The sequence below is a fragment of the Mesorhizobium sp. M0601 genome, from assembly GCF_040320845.1.
In the GTDB taxonomy this organism is placed as follows: domain Bacteria; phylum Pseudomonadota; class Alphaproteobacteria; order Rhizobiales; family Rhizobiaceae; genus Mesorhizobium.
This window is the reverse complement of sequence record NZ_JAMYQK010000017.1, coordinates 53,876-77,573: the sequence shown is the minus strand read 5'-3', so window position 1 is coordinate 77,573 and position 23,698 is coordinate 53,876. Positions and strand designations below refer to the sequence as shown.

18 protein-coding genes and 5 pseudogenes are annotated in these 23,698 nt (G+C 61.1%); 16 read left to right on the top strand and 7 right to left on the bottom strand.

The window, feature by feature from the left end:
* Window positions 1–503 precede the first annotated feature (503 nt).
* Both glmS and NKI41_RS17370 read left to right on the top strand, forming a co-directional pair.
* The gene (gene glmS, locus NKI41_RS17375; protein WP_352680895.1) at window positions 504–2,327 is read left to right on the top strand and encodes a glutamine--fructose-6-phosphate transaminase (isomerizing); all 1,824 of its coding nucleotides are present in this window, start codon (window positions 504–506) and stop codon (window positions 2,325–2,327) included.
* 415 nt (window positions 2,328–2,742) lie between these two features.
* Window positions 2,743–3,003, top strand: a complete 261-nt coding sequence (locus NKI41_RS17370) for a helix-turn-helix domain-containing protein (protein ID WP_352496595.1) — start codon at window positions 2,743–2,745, stop codon at window positions 3,001–3,003.
* A gap of 694 nt (window positions 3,004–3,697) precedes the next feature.
* On the opposite strand, the pseudogene NKI41_RS17365 reads toward NKI41_RS17370, so the two are convergent.
* Window positions 3,698–5,036, bottom strand: a pseudogene (locus NKI41_RS17365) (IS1380 family transposase).
* A gap of 97 nt (window positions 5,037–5,133) precedes the next feature.
* Window positions 5,134–5,235, bottom strand: a pseudogene (locus tag NKI41_RS17360) (LysR family transcriptional regulator); the annotation flags it as partial.
* A gap of 575 nt (window positions 5,236–5,810) precedes the next feature.
* On the opposite strand from NKI41_RS17360, the gene NKI41_RS17355 reads away from it, so the two are divergent.
* Together NKI41_RS17355 and NKI41_RS17350 are read left to right on the top strand one after the other, a co-directional pair.
* Window positions 5,811–6,086: an acyl carrier protein gene (locus NKI41_RS17355; RefSeq protein ID WP_352458906.1), complete on the top strand. Its 276-nt coding sequence runs from the start codon at window positions 5,811–5,813 to the stop codon at window positions 6,084–6,086.
* On the top strand, window positions 6,087–7,292 hold the full coding sequence (locus NKI41_RS17350) for a beta-ketoacyl-[acyl-carrier-protein] synthase family protein (RefSeq protein WP_352453892.1): 1,206 nt from the start codon (window positions 6,087–6,089) through the stop codon (window positions 7,290–7,292).
* Here the strand turns inward: NKI41_RS17350 and NKI41_RS17345 are convergent.
* The 4 genes and pseudogenes from NKI41_RS17345 to NKI41_RS17330 form a co-directional block, all read right to left on the bottom strand.
* Window positions 7,279–7,443, bottom strand: a pseudogene (locus NKI41_RS17345) (LysR family transcriptional regulator); the annotation flags it as partial. The gene NKI41_RS17350 and the pseudogene NKI41_RS17345 sit on opposite strands and share 14 nt — an antisense overlap.
* A gap of 168 nt (window positions 7,444–7,611) precedes the next feature.
* Window positions 7,612–8,494: pseudogene (locus tag NKI41_RS17340) on the bottom strand (IS1380 family transposase); the annotation flags it as partial.
* A gap of 513 nt (window positions 8,495–9,007) precedes the next feature.
* Window positions 9,008–9,136, bottom strand: coding sequence for a hypothetical protein (locus NKI41_RS17335; protein WP_352684183.1), 129 nt, complete (start codon window positions 9,134–9,136; stop codon window positions 9,008–9,010).
* A gap of 32 nt (window positions 9,137–9,168) precedes the next feature.
* On the bottom strand, window positions 9,169–9,558 hold the full coding sequence (locus tag NKI41_RS17330; protein ID WP_023722055.1) for a hypothetical protein: 390 nt from the start codon (window positions 9,556–9,558) through the stop codon (window positions 9,169–9,171).
* Between the two features lie 610 nt (window positions 9,559–10,168).
* Here NKI41_RS17330 and queC point away from each other — a divergent pair.
* The 3 genes from queC to queE are packed head-to-tail and all read left to right on the top strand — an operon-like array spanning window position 10,169 to window position 11,954.
* Window positions 10,169–10,867 (top strand): 7-cyano-7-deazaguanine synthase QueC, encoded by a 699-nt coding sequence (gene queC / locus NKI41_RS17325; RefSeq protein WP_023679622.1) that lies wholly within the window; start codon window positions 10,169–10,171, stop codon window positions 10,865–10,867.
* Window positions 10,867–11,223 (top strand): 6-carboxytetrahydropterin synthase QueD, encoded by a 357-nt coding sequence (gene queD, locus NKI41_RS17320; RefSeq protein ID WP_352529523.1) that lies wholly within the window; start codon window positions 10,867–10,869, stop codon window positions 11,221–11,223. Before queC ends, queD begins: the two co-directional genes overlap by 1 nt.
* The gene (queE, locus tag NKI41_RS17315) at window positions 11,220–11,954 is read left to right on the top strand and encodes a 7-carboxy-7-deazaguanine synthase QueE (protein WP_352684181.1); all 735 of its coding nucleotides are present in this window, start codon (window positions 11,220–11,222) and stop codon (window positions 11,952–11,954) included. Before queD ends, queE begins: the two co-directional genes overlap by 4 nt.
* 559 nt (window positions 11,955–12,513) lie before the next feature.
* Here queE and hemN read toward each other — a convergent pair.
* Window positions 12,514–13,863 (bottom strand): oxygen-independent coproporphyrinogen III oxidase, encoded by a 1,350-nt coding sequence (gene hemN, locus NKI41_RS17310; RefSeq protein WP_352684179.1) that lies wholly within the window; start codon window positions 13,861–13,863, stop codon window positions 12,514–12,516.
* A gap of 154 nt (window positions 13,864–14,017) precedes the next feature.
* Between hemN and NKI41_RS17305 the strand changes: the two genes are divergently transcribed.
* From NKI41_RS17305 to ccoS, 9 genes and pseudogenes are all read left to right on the top strand, one after another.
* On the top strand, window positions 14,018–14,764 hold the full coding sequence (locus NKI41_RS17305) for a Crp/Fnr family transcriptional regulator (RefSeq protein WP_352516160.1): 747 nt from the start codon (window positions 14,018–14,020) through the stop codon (window positions 14,762–14,764).
* A gap of 604 nt (window positions 14,765–15,368) precedes the next feature.
* Window positions 15,369–17,000 (top strand): cytochrome-c oxidase, cbb3-type subunit I, encoded by a 1,632-nt coding sequence (gene ccoN, locus NKI41_RS17300; protein WP_352502732.1) that lies wholly within the window; start codon window positions 15,369–15,371, stop codon window positions 16,998–17,000.
* Window positions 16,991–17,722, top strand: coding sequence for a cytochrome-c oxidase, cbb3-type subunit II (gene ccoO, locus NKI41_RS17295; RefSeq protein WP_352684177.1), 732 nt, complete (start codon window positions 16,991–16,993; stop codon window positions 17,720–17,722). The genes ccoN and ccoO overlap by 10 nt, the downstream gene beginning before the upstream one ends.
* Window positions 17,723–17,733: 11 nt before the next feature.
* Window positions 17,734–17,883 carry a cbb3-type cytochrome c oxidase subunit 3 gene (locus NKI41_RS17290; protein WP_023679629.1) on the top strand — a complete coding sequence of 50 codons (150 nt, stop codon included), beginning with the start codon at window positions 17,734–17,736 and terminating at the stop codon, window positions 17,881–17,883.
* 2 nt (window positions 17,884–17,885) lie between these two features.
* On the top strand, window positions 17,886–18,749 hold the full coding sequence (ccoP, locus tag NKI41_RS17285; protein ID WP_352516163.1) for a cytochrome-c oxidase, cbb3-type subunit III: 864 nt from the start codon (window positions 17,886–17,888) through the stop codon (window positions 18,747–18,749).
* 111 nt (window positions 18,750–18,860) lie between these two features.
* The gene (gene ccoG / locus NKI41_RS17280; protein ID WP_352684173.1) at window positions 18,861–20,420 is read left to right on the top strand and encodes a cytochrome c oxidase accessory protein CcoG; all 1,560 of its coding nucleotides are present in this window, start codon (window positions 18,861–18,863) and stop codon (window positions 20,418–20,420) included.
* Window positions 20,417–20,914: a FixH family protein gene (locus NKI41_RS17275; RefSeq protein ID WP_352684171.1), complete on the top strand. Its 498-nt coding sequence runs from the start codon at window positions 20,417–20,419 to the stop codon at window positions 20,912–20,914. The genes ccoG and NKI41_RS17275 overlap by 4 nt, the downstream gene beginning before the upstream one ends.
* A pseudogene (locus tag NKI41_RS17270) lies at window positions 20,911–23,198 on the top strand (cation-translocating P-type ATPase). The gene NKI41_RS17275 and the pseudogene NKI41_RS17270 overlap by 4 nt, the downstream one beginning before the upstream one ends.
* The gene (gene ccoS / locus NKI41_RS17265) at window positions 23,195–23,347 is read left to right on the top strand and encodes a cbb3-type cytochrome oxidase assembly protein CcoS (protein WP_352496247.1); all 153 of its coding nucleotides are present in this window, start codon (window positions 23,195–23,197) and stop codon (window positions 23,345–23,347) included. The pseudogene NKI41_RS17270 and the gene ccoS overlap by 4 nt, the downstream one beginning before the upstream one ends.
* Window positions 23,348–23,698: the final 351 nt, after the last annotated feature.

Below are 23,698 nucleotides of genomic sequence, written 5' to 3'. Positions count from 1 at the left end.
ATAGGCCATCGCGGGCTAAGCTCTACCGGCGAAAGCGTCAAAGCGGCAGGCAATCAGAAACTAGATCGGCGGCGACGATGATTATGATCAACGTGACGAACACGTGAATCATGCCGACGGCGCCGACGTTGCCGATGATGATGATGCCGACCATGCGTCGCTGATGCTGCCTAACTACAGTGCTGTGTGATCATGCCGATCACCGCGTGACCACGAGCGGCGGCGGTTCGTGGTCAGGTGCGTGGCCGGGATGATCGCGCATGGCCGATTGGTCCTTCGTGCCGCGGGGTGTGGGCTTGCGTTCGGTCATGAGGACGTCAGGCGCAACGAGGAAGTTAGATCAGGGCCCCAAACGCGGCTTATCCATGGGGTGGATGATAGCTATCCCTACAATCAATTATACCAATATTACCGAATACTACTACAAGATCCCCAATGAAAGCGGCCGGATGGGTATCCGTCTCGCGTGGGCTGAAGCTGCCGGCAAGAATGGGAAGACGAACATGTGCGGGATTGTTGGCATCGTTGGGCAACAGCCGGTGTCGGATCGGTTGGTCGACGCATTGAAGCGTTTGGAATATCGCGGCTATGATTCCGCCGGCGTTGCGACGATCACCGAAGGTGCCTTGCACCGCCGGCGCGCCGAGGGCAAGCTCGTCAATCTCGAGAGGAGACTGAAGGAAGAGCCGCTGAGCGGCAACATCGGCATCGGCCACACGCGTTGGGCAACCCATGGGGCCTCGACGGAACGCAATGCGCACCCGCACTTTACCGACGGTGTCGCCGTCGTCCATAACGGGATCATCGAGAATTTCACCGAGCTGAAGGACGAATTGGCGGCGGCTGGCGCCGAGTTCCAGACTGACACCGACACCGAGGTCGTCGCGCATCTCTTGGCAAGACACCGCCGGGAGGGCATGAGGCGGCAAGAGGCGATGCGTGCCATGCTGAAACGCGTCAGGGGCGCCTATGCGCTTGCCGTCCTCTTCGAAGATGATCCGTCGACCATCATGGCGGCGCGCAACGGACCACCGCTGGCGATCGGTCACGGCGACGGCGAGATGTTCCTGGGCTCCGACGCGATCGCGCTCGCTCCCTTCACCAATGAAATTACCTATCTCATCGAGGGCGACTGGGCCGTTGTCGGCAATTCGGGCGCCCATATCTTCGATTTCGACGGCCATCCCGTCGAGCGTCCGCGCCATACCTCCACGGCCGCGACCGATCTGGCCAACAAGGGCAGCCATCGCCACTTCATGGAGAAGGAAATCTACGAGCAGCCCGAAGTCATCGCCCATGCTCTCCGTCACTATAGCAACATCATAGAAAATCGCGCCGACACGGTTTCTGGCATCGATTTCGCCAGGATCCCGAGCTTGGCGATCTCGGCCTGCGGGACCGCCTATCTCGCCGGACTGATCGGAAAATACTGGTTCGAGCGCTATGCGCGCCTGACGGTTGAAATCGACGTTGCGTCCGAATTCCGTTACCGCGAGATCCCGTTGTCGCCGCAGTCCGCGGCTCTTTTCATTTCGCAGTCCGGCGAAACCGCTGATACGCTCGCATCGTTGAGGTACTGCAAGGAGCGTGGGCTGAAAATTGGCGCTATCGTCAATGCCTGCGAATCGACCATCGCTCGGGAGGCCGATGCGGTCTTCCCGATCCTTGCCGGACCGGAGATTGGCGTCGCCTCCACCAAGGCGTTTACCTGCCAGCTTGCGGTTCTAGCCGCACTCGCCATCGGCGCCGCCAGAGCCCGCGGGACCGTAACCGAAGACGAGCTGCAGGCGCTCGTCAGGAGCCTCGCCGAAGTGCCGCGCGTCATGGGCCAGGTACTCAACAGCATCCAGCCGGAGATCGAGTTCCTGTCGCGCGAACTGTCAAAGTGTCGTGACGTCCTGTATCTCGGCCGTGGCACCAGTTTCCCGCTAGCGATGGAAGGTGCGCTGAAGCTCAAGGAGATTTCCTACATCCATGCCGAGGGCTATGCGGCGGGTGAATTGAAGCACGGTCCGATCGCATTGATCGACGACAACATGCCAGTGATCGTCATCGCGCCCCATGATCGCTTTTTCGACAAGACCGTCTCCAACATGCAGGAAGTGGCTGCCCGTGGAGGGCGGATTATCCTCATCACCGATGAAAAAGGGGCAGCCGCATCGAAACTCAACACCATGCACACGCTCGTGTTGCCGGCTGTCGACGAGATTATCGCGCCGATGATCTTCTCGCTGCCGATACAGCTTCTTGCCTACCACACGGCGCTCTTCATGGGCACAGACGTAGACCAGCCGCGCAATCTCGCAAAATCGGTCACGGTCGAGTGATTGTGAACCTTTATAGGTAGCGATGCTTGTCCATCTTCGCTGCATCCGCGGTGGAAATTGGTCGAAGGTATCAGCGTCCGCGAGGCTGGGTGGACGGTGCCGCGAATAGCCACTGGAGGCGTCAGTGAGAGTTCGAGTTGCTGTTCAAGAAAGCCATCGGGGAGAATGAGTCGTGTAGGATCGCAGGTCGAATGCGCTACAGCCGATCAGGCCATCTCATGGCGGGCAGGTTCTTAGAACTTGATCAAAAGCAGGTGAGCCGCCATATTCCGACCCGGCTGCCAATTTCAAGTGGCCCATTCCATGGATGAGGCCGGTCCGGCCGAATGGACGTCCATTTTTTTGATTTGCTGGGTGTGCGCCAGGGTCGGGGAAGAAATCTCCCGATTTGTCAGGCGCTCCCATCTTCTTGGAGATGTTTATGAAGGATTCGCGCATTCCCGAGCCAGTCTTGACGGCTATGTCGCAGGGGACCCACATCATCCGCGCTTATCGTGAGCACCTTGGGTATTCAATCGAGGACCTCGCGGTCGCGTGCGGGCTTGCCGCTCAGGAAATCCAAAACATCGAGCGGGGTCTAAAGTACAATAAGGGCTATCGGAATCGGATAGCGAGATCGCTGTCCATACCTGTGGGAATTCTTGAGGCAGAGTCGGACATATCGGACGCCGCCTGATCAGTCGGATAATCTGCAATGGGTGGAAGACCGCTCTTGTGATGTGACGTTTGCGGCTGATAGTCGTCGCTTGATTCCGTTGGACGCGAATGCCTTCTGGCGCAGTACCGCCAAGAGAATTCTCGTCCACTGTCCGAGTCAGGAACTGCACACGGGCTCGCCGAACAGGAAGTTGGAACGCTTCGTCATGCTGTCTTAGGCGATATAGCCGCCCGGAGTGCTGCGACACGTGCACGATAGCATTGGCTCGCGAGGATGGATTGCTAACGGCGAACCCATGCTGGTCGGCAAGGCGATACTGGCTGGAGCATCAACTCGGCCGACGAGAGTGGCCCCCCATCCTAGGCAGGATCGGCCGACATGGCCGGCATCGCGAGCCGCTCTGAAAAGAGCACAGCGGGCATCCAGACGCTGCCGGGTTGACTATGGGTGTCGGAACCGCAAAAAGGGGCCGCTCTTCATGAGTGGCGTGCGCCGGCAGTCCAACCCCAAGCCCCCCGCCAGGCTGCCGGCGCGCTTCTAGCCGCCTTGATGCACGGCGATAAGCTTTTGACGGCCTGAAGCGACATTGTGGTCGCCGTTGCGGTGCTTTTCCACGCGCCTCGTCAGGCGCCGGGATTGCTCCGTCGTGATGGCAGGCGAGGGTTTGCAGGTTGCGGTCGACGGGTTCGTTTCGGGGCGTCTGCCCCCATTGTTATGTCGCGAGTTGGGGGATGCGATCGAGGACGATGCGCAGGATGCGCTGGTCGGGGCACGATGTCGGCAGGTGCAGGCGGATTTGCGATTTCATCTCGACCACCCGCGCAGCGATTTTGATGAGGCGCAATCGCAGCGTGTCGAATTGGGCGACGGCAAAGCTCGAGCGCCTCGGCATCGCGGCCCGCAAGCCCCACATCAACCAGTAAGCACCGGCATGCAGGAATAGCCGGAACTGGTTGGCCGTCGCTCTGGTGCAGGATGTGCGGTCTGCGGCAAGATGCGTCTTCCACGACTTGATGTGGTTCTCGGCCGCGCCGCGCCGGCAGTAGACATCCTCGTAGAGCGCCTTGGCCTTCCCACCGGCAAGGTTGGTGACGACGAAGCGGATATCGCCACCTTGGGCGCCGACCTCGACCCGCGCGATGATGCGCTCGACGCGGCTCCAACTAGCGGCGCCGTCAACGAACTCCTTGAACCTGCGGACCTTGCCTGTCTTGGCCGACGCTTCGAAGCGCGCCGTCGTGCTGGCCTCCAGATCCGCGACATGCTTGCGCAGGGTCGTGGTGGGCGCGAGGCCAAAGATGAAGTCGACGTCGTTGGCGCGGCACCAGTCGATGACCTGCGGGTTGCAATAATGGCTATCGCCGCGGAGCAGGATTCGAATGTTCGGCCAGTTGATCCGGATCGCCCGCACCAGACGGCGCAGGTGGGGGCGGATCTCAGCCCCACTCGGCCGCTTGGCCGGTCGCAGGATCACGCTGACGAACCGTCCCGCACCATCGAACACGACGATCGGCTGGAAGCCGTACTCGTCATGGTGGGCATTGAACAGGCGAAGCTGTTGGCCTCCGTGCACAGCGTCGAAGGTGTCGTCAATGTCGAGTACGATCCGCTTCGGCACCTGCCGGAACGAGGCGCAATAGAGATCGACCATCGCCCGTCCCATCGCGACCAGCTCCCGCACGCCGGGTAGGTTCTCCAGCCGGCACAGCGTCGATTGCGCGCCAGATCCCGACCCGACGGCAGCGCATCCTGGGCCATCTTGAAGACCGGATCGCGGCGCAGCCGGTTGGCGTCGTCGCCGTCCTCGTAGCCGGCGGCGATCATCTTCATGCGAAAGCCGATCATGTCCGCCAGGCTGTGGACGACCTGGTCCGGGCAGCGCGGATCGTCGATGCAACGCGCCAGACGCTCGGCCACCCGCAACCGCTTTTCCACCTCGGCCAAGGCCAGAACGCCGCTGTTGGACGACAGCATGCCGCCGCGAAACGGGCGACGACGGACTTGCCGCCGACTGATGACAAACCGCTCAGCGGCAGCGCAAGATCGTTCATGGTGGGTGTGGTCTCCGGGAAATGGTTCGGATCGGCTTAAGCAACCAAATCCTACGTCATTTCAACGGCTTGCGCCACATCCACCAACCCCCATGAATTTGGTTAGGTTGATGCGGCGTGCCGCCGCCGTGAGGCCGCGCTCGCTCAGCAGCGCGTCGAGAACGACGAGAAGATTCAGATCGAGCCCTTTGAAACGCATGTCTTAGCTATCCATAGCGTGGATGCATTTGATTGAAACAAACGATTTTACCAATTTTCCGGAATGTCGCATGGACTTGGCAGGACCTCACGTGCGCCGATTACTGCCTCTATCGCGTGGCGAGTCCCTTGAGAAGAGCCCGAAAGAGGAAATCTGTCGCGTGCGGTGGAGATTGTACTGGGAATGAGAAGCAGCGCTCCGATCATGTCGAACTCTCCGACGAATGGCGGACCGGTACAATAGTTGATCGCAACTGGTCCGGAGCTATGAAACATCTCGATTACATATGAGGTGCCGAGTGAATACGCTGACAGCACCCACCGTCGCAGCGTTTAGCTGACGTTTGACGACGGTTCCTATCCATTTACACGCAGATTCTTGATGTGCTGGCGCAAAAGCGGGGGGCCGGCGACTTTTCTTCGTCATCGGGCTGACGCCGCAGAAGCCGGAACTCGTCCGGTTCCTATGGGCATTGGGCTTGGTCGGTCGCACAGGCTCTATGAGGGGCAATTTTGGCAACGCGACGCGACTCGGGTTTTGAACGACGCCGAAAACGCAAGCTGGAAAGGAACAAGATGGCAGATCAACTCGCCAACGAAATAATCGCCATTATCAAGAAGCGCGCCGCGTCGGAGGGCGGCATAGCGCCTGCCACAGGCGGCGAGATAACGGCTGCCACGGGACTGACTTCGCTCGGTATCGATTCACTGGGATTGGCGGACGTTCTCTGGGACCTGGAGCAGGCCTACGGCATCCAGATCGAGATGAATACGGCCGAGGCATGGTCGGATCTCCAGAATGTTGGGGACATGGTGGAAGCCGTGCGCAGCTTGCTCGCTAAGGGGGTGTGAATGGACAGGCGCGTCGTGATTACTGGGATTGGCGGTATTTGCGGGCTTGGGACCAACGCCGCCGCCATTTGGACAGAGATGCGAGAAGGCCGCTCCGCCATCGGCCCAATCGTCAACTCCGAGCTCCATGAATTGAGGGTCAGGATCGGTGCCGAGATCAAGGCGCTGCCGGAGCATGACATCGACGGCAAGCAACTCATCTCCATGGACCGCTTCAGCCTGCTCGCTGTGCTTGCGGCGCGCGAAGCCATGCGTCAGGCCGGACTTTCCTCCAAAGAGGGAAATAGCTATCGCTTCGGTGCGACGGTGGGCGTTGGCGGCTGCGGGTGGGATGCGATCGAGCAAACCTACCGCGCCATCCTTCTGGGCGGTAAGCGTGCCGCTCTCTTGACTGTACCCAAGGCGATGCCGGGTGCCGCTGCCGGCCAGGTCAGCATGAGTCTTGGTCTGCGCGGGCCGGTGTTCGGCGTCACGTCCGCCTGTTCCTCGGCAAACCATGCGATTGCCTGCGCGGTGGACCAGATCAGGCTCGGCCGGGCCGACGTGATGCTTGCCGGCGGCAGCGAAGCGCCGCTCATATGGGGTGTGCTGAAGGCATGGGAAGCGATCCGCGTGCTTTCGCCCGATACTTGCCGGCCATTCTCGGCCGATCGCCAGGGCCTGTCGCTTGGTGAAGGCGCCGGCATGGCGGTGCTGGAAAGCTACGAGCATGCCCTGGCTCGGGGCGCCACCATCCTTGCCGAAATTGCCGGTGCCGGCCTTTCCGCCGATGCGTCCGACATCGTCGCGCCGACTGTCGAGGGGCCGGAGGCAGCAATGCGGGCCTGCCTTGCCGATGCCAGGCTGGACGCCGAGGATGTCGACTATCTCAACGCGCACGGCACCGGCACCAAGGCCAACGACCAGATCGAGACGGCGGCGATCAAGCGCGTCTTCGGTCAGCACGCCTTCTCAATGTCCATTTCTTCTACCAAGTCCATGCACGCGCATTGCCTCGGCGCGTCCGGCGCGCTCGAGTTGATCGCCTGCGTGATGGCTATCCGCGAGAGCGTCGTGCCGCCGACTGCCAATTATCGTGAGCTGGACCCCGATTGCGATCTCGACGTCACGCCCAATGTGGCACGCGAGCGCAAGGTGCGCGTGGCACTGAGCAACTCCTTCGCCTTTGGCGGCACGAACGCGGTTCTGGCGTTCAGGCAGGTGTAGAAGCCATGAGAGATGCCTCCGGCAACATTATCTCTCGCATCCAGATGCTTGCCGGATAACTATTGTGAAGGGCGGGTCATTGACCGCCTCGGCGAATGCGGGAAGTGGCAGCGGAAGCTCGACGATCCGGGGGTATCGTCTTTGCGAAATTCTTAACTGTTGAAGCGGCTTGGACGTACCGCCGCCCCGTAAAAGGTAAGCGAGGCCCTGCGGGCTCGGCTTGAGGGTCTGAAGCTGTACACGACAATGTCTGGAAGCCGCAGGGTCGGCTCTGCGCCCGTTATAGTCGCCTGAGTGCTGCCGGCCCGGCCGCGCCGCGGGCGCCGTCAACGAACTCCTTGAACCTGCGGACCTTGCCTGTCTTGGCCGACGCTTCGAAGCGCGCCGTCGTGCTGGCCTCCAGATCCGCGACATGCTTGCGCAGGGTCGTGGTGGGCGCGAGGCCAAAGATGAAGTCGACGTCGTTGGCGCGGCACCAGTCGATGACCTGCGGGTTGCAATAATGGCTATCGCCGCGGAGCAGGATTCGAATGTTCGGCCAGTTGATCCGGATCGCCCGCACCAGACGGCGCAGGTGGGGGCGGATCTCAGCCCCACTCGGCCGCTTGGCCGGTCGCAGGATCACGCTGACGAACCGTCCCGCACCATCGAACACGACGATCGGCTGGAAGCCGTACTCGTCATGGTGGGCATTGAACAGGCGAAGCTGTTGGCCTCCGTGCACAGCGTCGAAGGTGTCGTCAATGTCGAGTACGATCCGCTTCGGCACCTGCCGGAACGAGGCGCAATAGAGATCGACCATCGCCCGTCCCATCGCGACCAGCTCCCGCACGCCGGGTAGGTTCTCCAGCCGGCACAGCGTCGATTGCGCGCCAGATCCCGACCCGACGGCAGCGCATCCTGGGCCATCTTGAAGACCGGATCGCGGCGCAGCCGGTTGGCGTCGTCGCCGTCCTCGTAGCCGGCGGCGATCATCTTCATGCGAAAGCCGATCATGTCCGCCAGGCTGTGGACGACCTGGTCCGGGCAGCGCGGATCGTCGATGCAACGCGCCAGACGCTCGGCCACCCGCAACCGCTTTTCCACCTCGGCCAAGGCCAGAACGCCGCTGTTGGACGACAGCATGCCGCCGCGAAACGGGCGACGACGGACTTGCCGCCGACTGATGACAAACCGCTCAGCGGCAGCGCAAGATCGTTCATGGTGGGTGTGGTCTCCGGGAAATGGTTCGGATCGGCTTAAGCAACCAAATCCTACGTCATTTCCGATCAGATCCCGAGCAGCCAGCCAGTATTCGACCGTCGCTGGCGCCTCCGCCCACTGAGGCCTTGTGCTTCCTCCAGCGAGTCAAGCCGATCACCATGCGTGTCGCCAGTTCTGGTGCTCACCCACGTGCCATTTGCGATCTTGTGTCGGTGAGAGCACCGCAAGCACCTCCCCTGCTAGAGGGCAAGGCGGCTTGCGTCGCCCGTGTTGTTACTATTCTTCGCTGTGGTCGGAGTTTTTTCCTTGGGTTCGGTATCGGGACATTCGACTTTGCAAAAAAATAGGCCATCGTGGTCGATCGTCACGCCCCCGATTTCGGCGGCACGATGGGACGACAACGGCAGCGCAAGCTCCATTTGCGCGAGGGGCTCGTCCCTTCAAATACTTGATGCATTTTGCGCTTTGCGTACCTCCGTGCATGTTGCTCGATGCCAGGCGGAGACCTCTGTCTAAACGATCGCGCATCGATGCAACGCCCATGCGTAGATCGCCATCATCGCGGCGATCGCTTTGCCGCGATCGCCGCAGCCGTTTTCGAGCACGACAATCATGCCGGCGGTGTCGGCAGCGATGCGCATGCAAAAATTCACAGATGCATGCTGGCCAAATGCTAGCTGCCCAGCAAATGTCCGGCATTTCGCAAGGCCCCTAGGAAGAGACTGGCATGGCCGTTGGCATCGATCTTGGCCTGCATCGACAGGGGCATGCTGTGCCAGTTCTCCAAGGGCGCAATGAAATGTGAGAACGTACCGTTGACGATGCAATGGTGGGTAACAAGGCCCTGTCTGTCCAACGCCAGCACGCCGATCTGGTCGCCCTGATATCGGATGGCTGCGACCCGCTGGACCCCCGCATCACCGTCGACCCGCACGTCGAAAAGCAGGATGCCGCGGCTCCTGGTGGCTACCTCGGCGGCCTTTTCAGCGAAGCTTAAGGAGAGCGAGCGGACGCTTTCGACCGCCAGCTGTAAAACCATCAAATCCAGTTCATCCACTGCCATAAGGTACCTGCGCGCAACACATGGGTGATAGCAATCGACCACACCGCTTGTTCACAGATGTCGGCTCACGACGATCATTCAGGTTGTTGCCGGACGTCCATTGACCGAGGGAGTGCTCCGGTTCGAACCGATCCTGAAGCGGAATGCGCTGGATCTACGGAACCCGAGGAGCAGGCCAGCCAAAGTTGCCGCGACATTCGATGTCGTGATCATTCCAGACATCTGCATCGGCGTCGCTGAACATCCCACTGGTAAGTCCGTTCTCTTGCGGCAAGCCCATCCTCGGGCCGTCTTGTACCTGAAACCCTCGCGGTGGCGTCCCTCGAAGCTCGGGACCGCCGGGCGCTTGATCGTCGAGAACTTTGTTTACGAAGGTCCGGACCTGCTGCAGAGCTTATTCTGGTGCGCTCGCCTTTGAGCATTCCGCTGAAGCGTGACGTTTCGCTAGTCAGTGTTCCTTGCAGGCTCACCCGAGGGCGCCTTGCACACAGCTGCACGTCAGCGCATGAAACTCGTCCCCCGTTCACTTCACAAAATGGATTTCCTGAAGTACTGGGAGCGCAGAGAAATCTCCGGTCGCAGCCTACCCGGTTAAAACAAGGACCCAACAATGAAGACTCTCGTCGTCTGCTCCGGCGGATTGGACTCCGTCACCCTTGCTCACAAGGTGGCAGCGGAGCACGAACTCGCCGGCCTCTTATCTTTCGATTACGGCCAACGGCATAGGAAGGAATTGGGCTTCGCCGCCCTTTGCGCGGAGCGACTGAGCGTCCCGCACCGTATCATCGACATCCACGAGATCGGCGGCGGCCTTTCCGGCTCCGCGCTGACCGATAATGTGGACGTGCCCGACGGGCACTACGCCGAAGACACGATGAAGGTCACGGTGGTGCCGAACCGGAACGCCATCATGTTGGCCATTGCCTTCGGCTTCGCCGCAGCGCACGACGCTGACGCGGTGGCGACGGCCGTGCATGGTGGGGATCATTTCATTTATCCCGACTGCCGTCCGGCCTTCATCGACGCTTTCCAGATGATGCAGGACCACGCGCTCGACGGCTACGCGAAAATTCGCATTTATGCACCCTATGTGAATCTCACGAAGGCGGACATTGTTAGGAATGGAGCAGCATACGGCACGCCATTTGCGCAGACCTGGTCCTGCTACAAGGGCGCCGAGCGTCACTGCGGGAGGTGCGGGACCTGCGTCGAGCGGCGCGAGGCGTTTCATCTCTCTGGGCAGCCGGACCCCACCGACTACGAGGACTCCGACTTCTGGCTCGATGCGCTGCGAAGGAGGACCGCGTAATGTTCCGCATCACCAAGGAATTCCACTTCTCAGCCTCGCATCAGCTCACCTCGTTGCCACCCGATCACCAATGCGCGCGCCTGCACGGGCATAACTACATCGTTGAAGTGGAGCTTTCAGCGAGTGGACTGAACGACAACGGCTTCGTGCGCGACTATCACGATTTGGCGCCATTCAAACGCTACATCGACGAGAGCTTCGACCATCGACATCTCAACGACGTGCTGGGACATGAGCAAGTCACGGCGGAATATCTGGCCAGACATTTTTATGAATGGTGCAAGGCACGCCTGCGCGAAACCTCGGCCGTGCGGGTGAGCGAAACGCCGAAAACCTGGGCGGAATACCGGCCATGACCGATACGCATCCCGCAATCCGCGTGAGTGAGATTTTCGGGCCGACGATCCAGGGCGAGGGCGTGCTCATCGGTTTGCCGACGGTCTTCGTCAGAACCGGCGGGTGTGACTATCGCTGTTCGTGGTGCGACAGCCTGCATGCGGTGGACAATCAATTCCGCCATGAATGGGAGATGATGTCCATTGGCGCGGTGTGGCAAAACGTGCTTGCGCTTTCCGGTGGCCGCCCGCTGATGGTATCGCTGTCAGGCGGCAATCCGGCCATCCAGCCGCTCGGCGCGCTCATCGAGCGAGGCCATGGTGAAGGTTACCGTTTTGCGCTGGAAACCCAAGGTTCGGTGGCCAGGGACTGGTTTGCCGACCTTGACGTGCTAGTCCTCAGCCCAAAGCCGCCGTCAAGCCAAATGACGACCGATTGGGCCGCTTTCGAGGCGTGCCTCCAGGCGGCACAAGGCAGGCCGCAAGTCGTGCTCAAGCTCATTGTTTTCGACGAAAGTGACTACGCCTACGCGAAAGACGCCGCTGCGAGATTTCCGCGGCTTCCGATCTATCTGCAACCCGGCAATCACACGCCCCCACGCCCCGCAAATGAAGACGCGCCTGTCGACCTTGACGGAATATTGAAGCGCATGGAGTGGCTGGTTGATAGCGTGACCCGCGACAGGTGGTTCGAAGCCCGTGTGCTGCCGCAGCTGCACGTTATGCTCTGGGGTAACAAGAGAGCTGTGTAGCCTAGGCCCGCTTTTCACTGAAACTGCGCCGACGAATATTCGGGTGGACGGGTTGTCCCACGCTTGACGGCGCTGCCGGGGTGCTTGCGGACTTCTGCCACCGGCACCAAGAGCGTGGCCAGCCGCTTACGATTAGGATTGTTGCCGAGGCTCGGTTTCGACGGGCGTCGGCCTGGCGGGAACCAATCAAAGGTTAGCGCGAGCCACGGGTGGAATAGTATGGTGTTGCGATCCGGCGGCGCCTGCTGCAGCTGGCACGGTCCTTGCGGATTCTCGTTGCAAGGCCGAAGGGAGCTGTCGGCCGACAACCATGATCTGGCCAGGACGATTGTCGACTGCTTCCGATACAGAAAAGAGGCCGGACTCGACGTGGCGCTTCAGGGACTGCGAAATGGAATACGGCGCCGGAAGGCACGACCGGACGATATCGTCGCTATGCCAAGACGCGTCTGGTCCGCTCCGAATCCTGTCTTGACACGACGGTCGCCGGTCAACAGTGAAAAACGTAGCGCAATCGGTTCACGATCGACTGAGAACCATGACCGTTCCTCTGCGGTGCTCAGACTGCCGCTGAGTGCCTGGCCGTTCCAATTTCGAAATATTTGTCGAACTTTGCCGCGATGCTCCTGACAAAGGGCCGGCTTTCCGCAGGCACGACGAAGCGGTCACCATCAAGTTCAAGCAACCGCGCAGGATCTTGGAGGGCCGTGGAACTCGCCTTGAGGAGAAGTCTTTGGCCGGCTTCGCCAAAGCGCTCCACCAGCTCAATCGCCGAGAAGGCGAAGTCACACATCAATCGCTCGATGATCCAGCCGCGAACACGGTCGTCGTCAGAAAGCGCGATACCCCGAACAGCGGCCAGCCCGCCATCAGCAACCATGCGTCCATACTCGGCGGTCGAAGGCATATTCTGTGCATAGCCCTGGCGAAACTGGCTGATGGACGATGGGCCGAGGCCGATCAATGTCTCGCAGCGGTCCTCGGTGTAGCCTTGGAAGTTCCGGTGCAAAGTCCCGGCGCGGGCCGCAAGCGCCAGCCCATCGCCCGGCTTGGCGAAATGATCGAGCCCGATTGCTTCGTATCCCTGGTCGATGATCGCCCGCGCTGCCAATTGCGATTGGGCAAACCGCTCTGCCGGACCCGGCAGCCATGCCTGGTCGATCATCGTCTGATGTTTCTTGAACCACGGCACATGGGCGTAGCCAAAAAGCGCTATCCGGTCCGGTTCCAGGGTCAGTGCCTGTGCAACCGTGGAGGCGACGCTCTCCCTGGTCTGATGCGGCAGGCCGTAGAGCAGATCGAGATTGACGGATTCGACGCCGCGCGAACGAACGCCATCAACAACCGTCTTGGTCTGCAGAAAGCTCTGCTCGCGGTTGATCGCTTTCTGCACCTTCGGGTCGAAATCCTGGACGCCGAGGCTCGCACGGGTCATGCCGATTTCGGCAAGTGCATCGAGGCGGGCATCGTCCATATCGTTGGGTCCGATCTCAACGCTGATCTTTGCACCGGGGAGAAAGGTGAAGCTGTTGCGCAGGACGGCTCCCAGCGCCACCAGATCCTCCGGTTTGAGCATCGTTGGCGAACCGCCGCCGAAATGGACGGCACGCACGCGGCCCTTGCCTGCGACAAGACCGGCGGCGGTGGCGATCTCGGCATGCAGTGAGCGAAGATATGTGGTCACTGGTTCGTAGTGGCGTGTCTGCTTGGTGTGGCAAGCGCAGAACCAGCAAAGCTTGTCGCAATACGGGATGTGCAGATAGAGCGAGATCTCATCGCCATCGTTGAGCGCCTGCAGCCAGCCACGACAAATTGCAGCATCAATGCCTGTATGAAAATGCGGCGCTGTCGGATAACTGGTATAGCGCGGGACGTTCTCGCCAAGTCTGGCAGCTAGCTCCAGTCGCATGTCGTGGTCCACCGTGTTTGCGTCGCCGGAACTGTGGATGCTTGGATGAGCCTAAGCCCTGATTTCGATCAACGTTCAGCACGGACAAACTGCCGCAAGGATTTTTCTACCGTCGATTGCTATCCTGCCCGCACTGGACCGGTAGAGCGATCGAATGACATTACGGCAGGACACTCACAGTTCCGGCATTCCCGTTCTTTGCCTGTCTTGCGAGGCACGGCACCGCGGTGTCTGTGGTGCGCTCGAACCAGACCATTTGGCTCAGCTCGCCAAGACGTCGTCGCGGCACAATATCGAGCCGGGGGTCGAACTGATCGGCGACGCCGAGGCGGTCGACTGTTATTCAAACGTGCTTTCAGGCGTGGTGAAGCTGACGAAGAGCCTTTCGGACGGCCGCCAGCAGATCGTCGGTCTCCAGTTCGCGCCGGATTTTCTGGGACGGCCCTTCAAGATGAAAAGCGCGATCAATGCGGAAGCGGCAACAGCTGTCTCGCTATGCTCGTTTCCGAGAGCGGCCATCGAACGGTTGATGAAGGAATCACCGGAATTTGTGCATCGCCTGTTCAAGCAGGCGCTGAACGAACTCGACGAGGCACGCGAATGGATGGTGACTCTGGGGCGCAAGACCGCACCGGAGAAGGTGGCGAGCTTTCTCCTCATGATCGCCCGGAACATCGATTCCAGTGTTGACCCGGCGGCTAGGTCGGCGTGCTTCGAGCTGCCGATGACGCGTGCCGACATCTCTGATTTCCTTGGAATTACAAACGAGACCGTGAGCCGTCAGCTGACCAGCCTGAGAATGGACGGCGTGATTCGGATCGAGAACAACCGCCGTGTCACCGTGGACAGCATGAGCCGGCTGGAACGGCGCTGCGGCGGCCGAGGCGCAACCGCCGTTTGAATGACACCGAAGCTGCATGGCCTACGTCACTTATTTCGTTCGGGGCAGGGCATGCTCGCGTTGGGCTTAGAAGAAGCCGCATAGCGACAGCCCGCTCTCCATCCGATCGCCTGAGCCAGGTGTGTTTCGGCCAACTCGTCGGCGAAGCATCCATCATCGAGGTGCTCGACGTGCAACCGGCTGTTCCAGGCAGGATTGCACTCGGCCGAAGTCAATACGCCTCATACGCAGGGGAAAATCGCCGTCTCCCCGAACCATGAATGTCACGAAGGCAGCGCAACGCTGGCGCTGGATGTCCCAAGGCATTGAAACGATCGACGTTCGGCAAGGCATCGGCCTACTTTCCAGCGTCACAGAAGGCGCGCTTCCCCACACGCCCGCGATCGCCTCCATACCCGGCCCGACCGGGGACGCGGGGCCTGTCCATAAGCGTGGCGGCCGGTGCTGCGCTTCCACATTCGATCGCCCCAGTCTGATCGCACCGAACTCGATGCTGCTCGAAGCAAAATCGTGCGGCTCTGACATGGATCAGGGCGAGCAGGCCACGGCTGCGCAATAAGGCACTGCGGTTGGCGCCCGCCGGAATTGGAAATCGGGGCTTGCGATGAAATTCGGCACAGAGATCGTCCTTCTAAGCCTGTTTGCGTTTGCGGCCCTGGTGGCTGCCGGCTTCGGTGTAGATGAACCTTTTCGCCGGCATATGTGGGTTTTGTTCTTCGCCGTGGCTGGCTTCACTGCGATTCTGTTGCGCAACACGGAGTTCAAGCCGGCAGTTCCGATCGACCCCGCCGCTTACATGGATGGGCCGATCCGCTACGGTGCCATCGCCACCGTATTCTGGGGCGTCGTCGGCATGCTGGTCGGCGTGGTCATCGCCCTGCAGCTCGCCTACCCCGATCTCAACATCCAGCCCTGGTTCAATTTCGGCCGACTGCGGCCTTTGCATACTTCCGGCGTGGTTTTTGCCTTCGGCGGCAATGCACTCATCTGCACGTCACTTTATGTCGTGCAGCGGACCTGTCGTGCCAGGCTGTTCGGCGGCGATCTCGCCTGGTTCGTGTTCTGGGGCTATCAGCTGTTCATCGTCATGGCGGCAACCGGCTACCTGCTCGGTATCACCGAGAGCCGCGAATACGCCGAGCCCGAATGGTATGTGGACCTGTGGCTGACCATTGTCTGGGTCGCCTATCTCATCCTGTTCCTCGGCACGATCCTGAAGCGCAAGGAACCGCACATCTATGTCGCCAACTGGTTCTATCTTGCCTTCATCGTGACCATCGCAATGCTGCATGTGATCAACAACCTGTCGATGCCGGTCTCCTTCCTGGGCTCCAAGAGCTATTCAGCCTTCTCCGGCGTACAGGACGCCCTGACGCAATGGTGGTACGGCCACAATGCCGTCGGCTTCTTCCTCACCGCCGGCTTCCTCGGCATGATGTATTATTTCGTGCCCAAGCAAGCCAACCGACCGGTCTATTCCTACCGGCTGTCGATCATCCACTTCTGGGCTTTGATCTTTCTCTACATCTGGGCCGGTCCGCACCACCTCCACTACACCGCCCTGCCGGACTGGGCCCAGACGCTCGGCATGGTGTTCTCGATCATGCTCTGGATGCCCTCGTGGGGCGGCATGATAAACGGCCTGATGACGCTCTCGGGCGCCTGGGACAAGCTGCGCACCGACCCGATCATCCGTATGATGGTGATGGCCATCGCCTTCTACGGGATGTCGACCTTCGAAGGCCCGATGATGTCAATCAAGGCCGTCAACTCGCTCTCGCACTACACCGACTGGACCATCGGTCACGTCCATTCGGGCGCGCTCGGATGGGTTGGCATGATCTCGTTCGGCGCGATTTATTTCATGGTCCCGAAGTTATGGAATCGCGACCGGCTTTATTCGCTGCGGCTCGTCAACTGGCACTTCTGGCTGGCGACGCTTGGGATCGTCGTTTACGCCGCGGTGATGTGGGTCTCCGGCGTCATGCAGGGCCTGATGTGGCGCGAATACAACGAGCAGGGCTTCCTGGTCTACTCCTTCGCCGAAACCGTCGCCGCCATGCATCCCTACTACATCATGCGTGCCATCGGCGGCGCGATGTATCTGTCGGGCGCCCTCATCATGGCCTGGAACATCGCCATGACCATCCTCGGCTACCAGCGCGAGGAGGATCCGATGCCGCGCTCCATCCCCGCCCTCCAGCCTGTGCGATCAGGAGCCAGAAAATGGGCCTGACGGACAGACACGCGGTCATCGAGAAGAACGCCACACTTCTTCTCCTCGGGTCCCTGCTGGTCGTAACAATCGGCGGTATCGTCGAGATCGCGCCGCTCTTCTATCTCGACAACACCATCGAGAAGGTGGAAGGCATGCGGCCCTATTCGCCGCTCGAGCTCGCCGGGCGCAACATCTATGTGCGTGAGGGCTGTTACCTCTGCCACAGCCAGATGATAAGGCCGTTCCGCGACGAGGTCGAGCGCTACGGCCACTATAGCCTGGCGGCCGAGTCGATGTACGACCACCCGTTCCAGTGGGGCTCGAAGCGCACCGGGCCGGATCTCGCCCGGGTCGGCGACCGCTACTCGAACGGATGGCACGTCCAGCATCTCACCGAGCCGCGTTCGGTGGTGCCGGAATCGATCATGCCGAGCTACGCGTTCCTGAAGGACATGCCCATCGAGGTGAAGGATTTCTCGACGCATCTGATCGCCAACAGCCGTGTCGGTGTGCCCTATTCAGACGACATGATCGCTCATGCCAATGCCGATCTCATGGCGCAGGCCGATGCGAATGCCGACACATCGGGCCTGGAGAGACGCTATCCGAAAGCCAAGGTTGGGGACTTCGACGGCGATCCGCAGCAGGTCACCGAAATGGATGCGCTGGTCGCCTATTTGCAGATGCTCGGCACGCTGGTCGATTTCAGGACCTATGACGAAGCCGCCGGTTACCGCTGAGGAGAATGGCGATGACCTACAATTTCATGCGGGAGTTTGCCGACAGCTGGGGCCTGCTTGCCATGGCGCTTTTCTTCCTCGGATGCGTTGCCTTTGCACTTCGTCCCGGCAGCCGCAGGCAAGCCGAGAGAGCCGCTCACATTCCTCTCAAGGACGACTGATCATGGGCAGCGAGCATATCGACGAGGTTTCGGGTATCTCGACGACCGGCCATGAGTGGGACGGCATCAAGGAACTCAACAACCCGCTTCCGCGCTGGTGGGTCATCACCTTCTACATCACCATTGCCTGGGCGATCGGCTACACCGTCGTCTATCCGGCATGGCCGATGCTGACTTCCGCGACCAGGGGTGTGCTGGGGTATTCGAGCCGCAGGGACGTCAAGAATGAACTGGCGGCGGCCGAAGTGGCCAAGGGTAAATTTGTCGCTGCCATTCAGGCGAAGACCGTCTCCGAGATTACTGCCGACGATACGCTACGCGAATTCGCCGTCGCCGCAGGTGGCGCCGCGTTCAAGGTCAATTGCGTGCAGTGCCATGGCTCGGGCGCTCAAGGGTCCAAGGGTTTTCCCAACCTAAACGACGACGATTGGCTGTGGGGTGGCAACGCCGAACAGATCCAGCAGACGATTGCGCACGGCATCCGCTTCGCATCAGACCCGGATACGCGCCTGTCGGAAATGCCTGCTTTTGGCGACATCATCACGACGGATCAGATCAAGCAGGTCGGCGCCTATGTCGCAAGCCTCTCCGATCCTGTTCAGGACACAAGCCTGATCGAACTCGGCGCCAATGTTTTCGCCGAGAATTGTGCGGCCTGTCATGGTGAGAATGCAAAGGGCAACAGAGAGCTCGGCGCACCCGACCTGACCGACGCGATCTGGCTATACGGGTCTGGCGAAACAGCCATCGCCGCGCAGGTCCGCGCGCCGAAGCACGGCGTCATGCCGGCCTGGATCGGGCGTCTCGGCGAGATCAAGGCCAAGGAACTCGCGGTCTATGTCCATTCGCTTGGTGGCGGAGAATAGGTACGCAGCCTATTCTCGTCCTCCCCCCCACCGCCAAGCGACGAGGCCCGGCGCGAGCCGGGCCTCGGCATCATCCAGAAACCGATGGGTCGCTGGTGACTGGAGCTTCTCGTGCTCGATAACACGCAAATAGAACGGCTCGAAGCCAATGCGGTCAACTCCGCCAAGACCCGTCAGCCGCTCTATGCCGCACGCAAGAAGATCTTCCCGAACCGGGCCTCTGGCAGCTTCCGCCGCTTCAAGTGGTCGGTGATGGCAATCACGCTGGGGATCTACTACCTGACGCCCTGGCTGCGGTGGGATCGCGGGCCATTTGCCCCTGACCAGGCCGTGCTGGTCGATCTTGCCAACCGCCGCTTCTACTTCTTCTTCATCGAGATATGGCCGCAGGAATTCTACTACGTCGCCGGCCTGCTGGTCATGGCCGGTATCGGCCTTTTCCTGATCACATCCACCGTCGGTCGGGCCTGGTGCGGCTATACGTGCCCGCAGACCGTGTGGGTCGATCTGTTTCTGGTCGTCGAGCGAGCCATCGAGGGCGACCGCAACGCGCGCATCAAGCTCGATGCCGGTCCCTGGACTGCGCGCAAACTCGTGCTGCGAACATCGAAACACGCCATTTGGCTGGTCATAGGGGTGCTGACCGGCGGCGCCTGGATCTTCTATTTCGCCGATGCGCCGACGCTGCTTGGGGAACTCTTCACCGGCACCGCGGCCCCCGTCGCCTACATCACCGTGCCCGTGCTGACGGCGACGACCTATACGTTCGGCGGGCTGATGCGCGAGCAGGTCTGCACCTACATGTGCCCATGGCCGCGCATCCAGGCGGCCATGCTCGACGAGAATTCCCTCACCGTCACCTATAATGACTGGCGCGGCGAACCGCGCTCGCGTCACGCCAAGAGGGTCCTTGCCGCCGGGCAGCCCGTCGGCGACTGCGTCGACTGCAATGCCTGTGTCGCGGTGTGCCCGATGGGGATCGACATTCGTGATGGCCAGCAGCTTGAATGCATCACCTGCGCGCTCTGCATCGATACCTGTGACGGTATCATGGACAAGCTCGGCAGGGAGCGCGGACTGATTTCCTATGCGACGCTGGCCGACTACAACGCCAATATGAGGCTGGCGACCCCGGGCGGCTCCGGTTCAGTCAACCCGTCACTGGTCAGGAGCGCTGACGGCCTGTTCTCCGACAAGGTGGCCCGTTTCCATATCCGCAAGATCTTTCGCCCGCGCACCTTCATCTACATGGGCGCCTGGTCGGCGGTCGGTCTCGCGCTGCTCTATTCGCTGCTGACCCGCGAACGGCTCGAATTGAACGTCCTGCACGATCGCAACCCGCAGTTCGTGACGCTGTCCGACGGTTCGATCCGCAACGGCTACACCGTCAAGCTGCTCAACATGATCCCCGAACCAAGAACGATCATTGTCACGATGCAGGGCCTGCATGGAGCCGAAATGAGCGTTGTCGGTATCGACCTGGCGGCGGATCGCTCCTTCGCCATCCCGGTCGAACCCGACCGGCTCAAGATGCTCAAGGTTTTCGTGCGTCAGCCGGCAGATCAGGTTCGGGGTGCAGCGCAAACCTTCAAGTTCCGGGTCGAAAACAAGGCAACGTTCGAGTCGGACGAATACACGGCCACTTTCAACGCACCGGAGATCGCCAGATGAGCGACACCTCGCGACAATCCCGCGAATTCACCGGCAGGCATATGCTGTTCACCATCCTTGGCTTCTTCGGCGTGGTCATAGCGGTCAATCTGACGATGGCGACGCTCGCCAACACGAGCTGGACCGGCCTTGTCGTCGAAAACACCTATGTGGCGAGCCAGCAATTCAACAAAAAGGCCGAGCAAGGGCGAACTCAGGCAGCCCTCGGCTGGACTGGCAAACTGACCATCGCAGGCGGTGAGGTCCGCTACAGTCTCACCGATGCTGACGGCAAGCCGGTTGCCTTGCGCGGCGTCAAGGTGCTGTTTCGTCATCCCGCCTACGAGGCCGAGGACAATTCCGTCACTCTTGCCGCTGCCTCCGGTCAGATATTCGCCGCGCACCACATTCCCAAGGATGGCGTCTGGATCGTCGAAATCGACGCCGATGCGAGCCTTGCGAAACCCTATCGCGACCTTCGCCGGATCATGATTTCCCACGGGGCGCTGCAATGAGCTGCTGCGCGCCAGGCGCCGAAATGGCGCTGGACCTGGACAAGGTCGCACTCGTCCGGCCTTCTAGCCAGGAAATCAGACTGGCGAGCCGCTCGATTGGCGAAAATCTTCGCCAGACCGACCTCTCGGTGCCGGCTGTGCATTGTGCCGCCTGCATCCAGACGATCGAGACGGCGATCGGCAAGCTGGATCGCGTCGAACGCGCTCGTGTCAATCTTTCAACGAAACGTGTTTCGGTCCGGTGGCGCGGCGACGAGGTTCCGCCATTCGTCGCCACACTTGGACGGCTGGGCTATGGCGCGCACCTGTTCGATCCCGAGGCTGACGGGAAGGACAGGACGCTCTCGGAACTGATCCGCGCCGTCGCGGTCGCCGGCTTTGCGGCGGGCAACATCATGCTGCTATCAGTCTCCGTCTGGTCCGGCGCGCAAGGCGCGACCCGCGACCTGTTCCATTGGGTCTCGGCCTTGATTGCCATTCCTGCGCTCGCTTTCGCCGGCGGCATCTATTTTCGCTCGGCCTGGAATGCGCTGCGCCACAGCCGCATGAACATGGACGTGCCGATCGCGGTCGGCGTATCGCTCGCTTACGCCATGAGCCTCTACGAAACGATCAACCATGGCGACCATGCTTATTTCGAGGCGTCGGTGTCGCTGCTGTTCTTTCTGCTGATCGGCCGCACGCTGGATCACGTGATGCGGGAACGGGCACGGACGGCCGTAAACGGACTGGCTCGGCTGGCGGCGCGCGGCGCCATGGTGCTGCGCGAGGACGGTTCGCGCGACTACTTGCCGGTTGGCGAGATCGAACCGGGAATGGAGCTCTTGATCGCGGCCGGCGAGAGGGTGCCCATCGACGGCTGGATCATTGGCGGGGCGTCGGATCTCGACTGTTCCCTGGTTTCCGGGGAAAGCACGCCCAGAACGGTGGGCCCGGGGGCGCAGGTCCAGGCCGGTACACTCAATCTCACCGGTCCGCTGACCATCGAGGCGATGGCCGCCGCGAAGGATTCCTTCCTGGCCGAAATGATTCGGCTGATGGAAGCGGCAGAGGGCGGCCGCGCCCGCCATCGCAGGATCGCCGATCGCGTCTCCGCGCTCTATGCCCCGTGGTCCACCTCACCGCCTTTGTGACGTTCCTCGGCTGGATGGCGGCGACCGGCGACTGGCACCGGGCAATAACAATCGCCATCGCCGTTTTGATCATCACATGCCCGTGCGCGCTCGGTCTCGCCGTGCCGATCGTGCAGGTGGTCGCTGCGCGGCGGCTGTTTGAAAGCGGCGTCATGGTCAGGGACGGCTCCGCCATGGAGCGCCTGGCGGGGATCGACACGGCATTGTTCGACAAAACCGGCACGCTTACGCTCGGACTGCCAAGGCTGATCAATGCGCCGTCGATTGATCCGACGATGCTCGCCATGGCGGCCGAGATGGCAGCGCATTCCCGCCATCCCTTTTCGAAGGCAATCGCTGGCAATGCAGCCTTTGCCGGCCAGCCGAAACTCGCGTCCGTCAGCGAGCATCCGGGCTTCGGCATCGAAGCCATCGCCGAGGGCAGTACCTGGCGGCTGGGTCGCCGCGGATGGGGTGAGTGGAAAGCTCGCACCGTCGGCGAAGGCAAACAAGGCTATGGCGGAACCGTTCTGACGAAGGACGGGGTCATTGTCGCGACTTTCGATTTCGAGGATGAGCTGCGTGCCGATGCCAAGGCGGCCCTCGAACTCTTGAACAGCGCCGGCGTGTCGGTGGAGATGCTGTCGGGCGACACAGAAGCTGCCTGTGTCGAAGTCGCGGAAGCACTGGGCGTCGAGCGCTTTATTCCCGCGTTGCTTCCCTCGGGCAAGGTCGAACACATCGAAGCATTGACCAGATCCGGCCACAAGGTCCTGATGGTCGGCGATGGGCTCAACGACACGCCTGCATTGGGTGCCGCACACGTTTCGCTCGCTCCGGCCACGGCGGCGGATATCGGTCGCAACGCCGCGGATTTCGTGTTCCTGCGTAAAAGTCTTCTGGCGGTCCCACTTGCTTTAGACATTTCGCGGAAGGCCGGACGGCTGATCCGGCAGAACATCGCCATCGCGATCGTTTACAATGGCATCGCCGTGCCGGTCGCCATTCTGGGGCACGTTACGCCACTGATCGCGGCGGTCGCGATGTCCGCCTCGTCCCTCCTGGTCATCGGCAATGCGCTACGCCTGCAAGGTTTCGTGTCAAATGCATCGGTGCAAGATGCCCGACATGACAGGCGCTCCGACATTGGCGCACTGGCACAACCCTCATGACGACGCTCGCCTACCTCATACCTGTGGCCCTGTTCCTCGGAGCGCTTGGGCTGGCCGGGTTCCTGTGGGCCTTGAGGAGCGGCCAATATGAAGATCTCGATGGCGCCGCCGAGCGGATCCTGATCGACCGCGGCGAGCCACGCAGTTGACCCAGCCTGCCCTGCGAGGACTCGCTCGAATATTTTCCGCGGTTGCTTCGCGTCATGCCGATTTCGGCGCGCGACGGGTGCGAACGGATCAGCCAGAATACGTTGCCGAACTTTCGGCCAGGAAAGGGCCGCACCGAACGGGAAGCCGGCCATTCCATGATGACCTGACCAGACCATGGTGTGGCGGTCGACCAGTCGACCGTGAACCCGCCGTTGCCGCGTTTATCGAGCCTGGTTGATCCACATCAGGGTTATCTCTTCATAGGCATGGTTTCATTGAGCATTTTTGAACGGAGAACGGATGTCTAACGGACGGTTAGGTCGCGTGGAGACGCTTGGGGAGATGAGCCG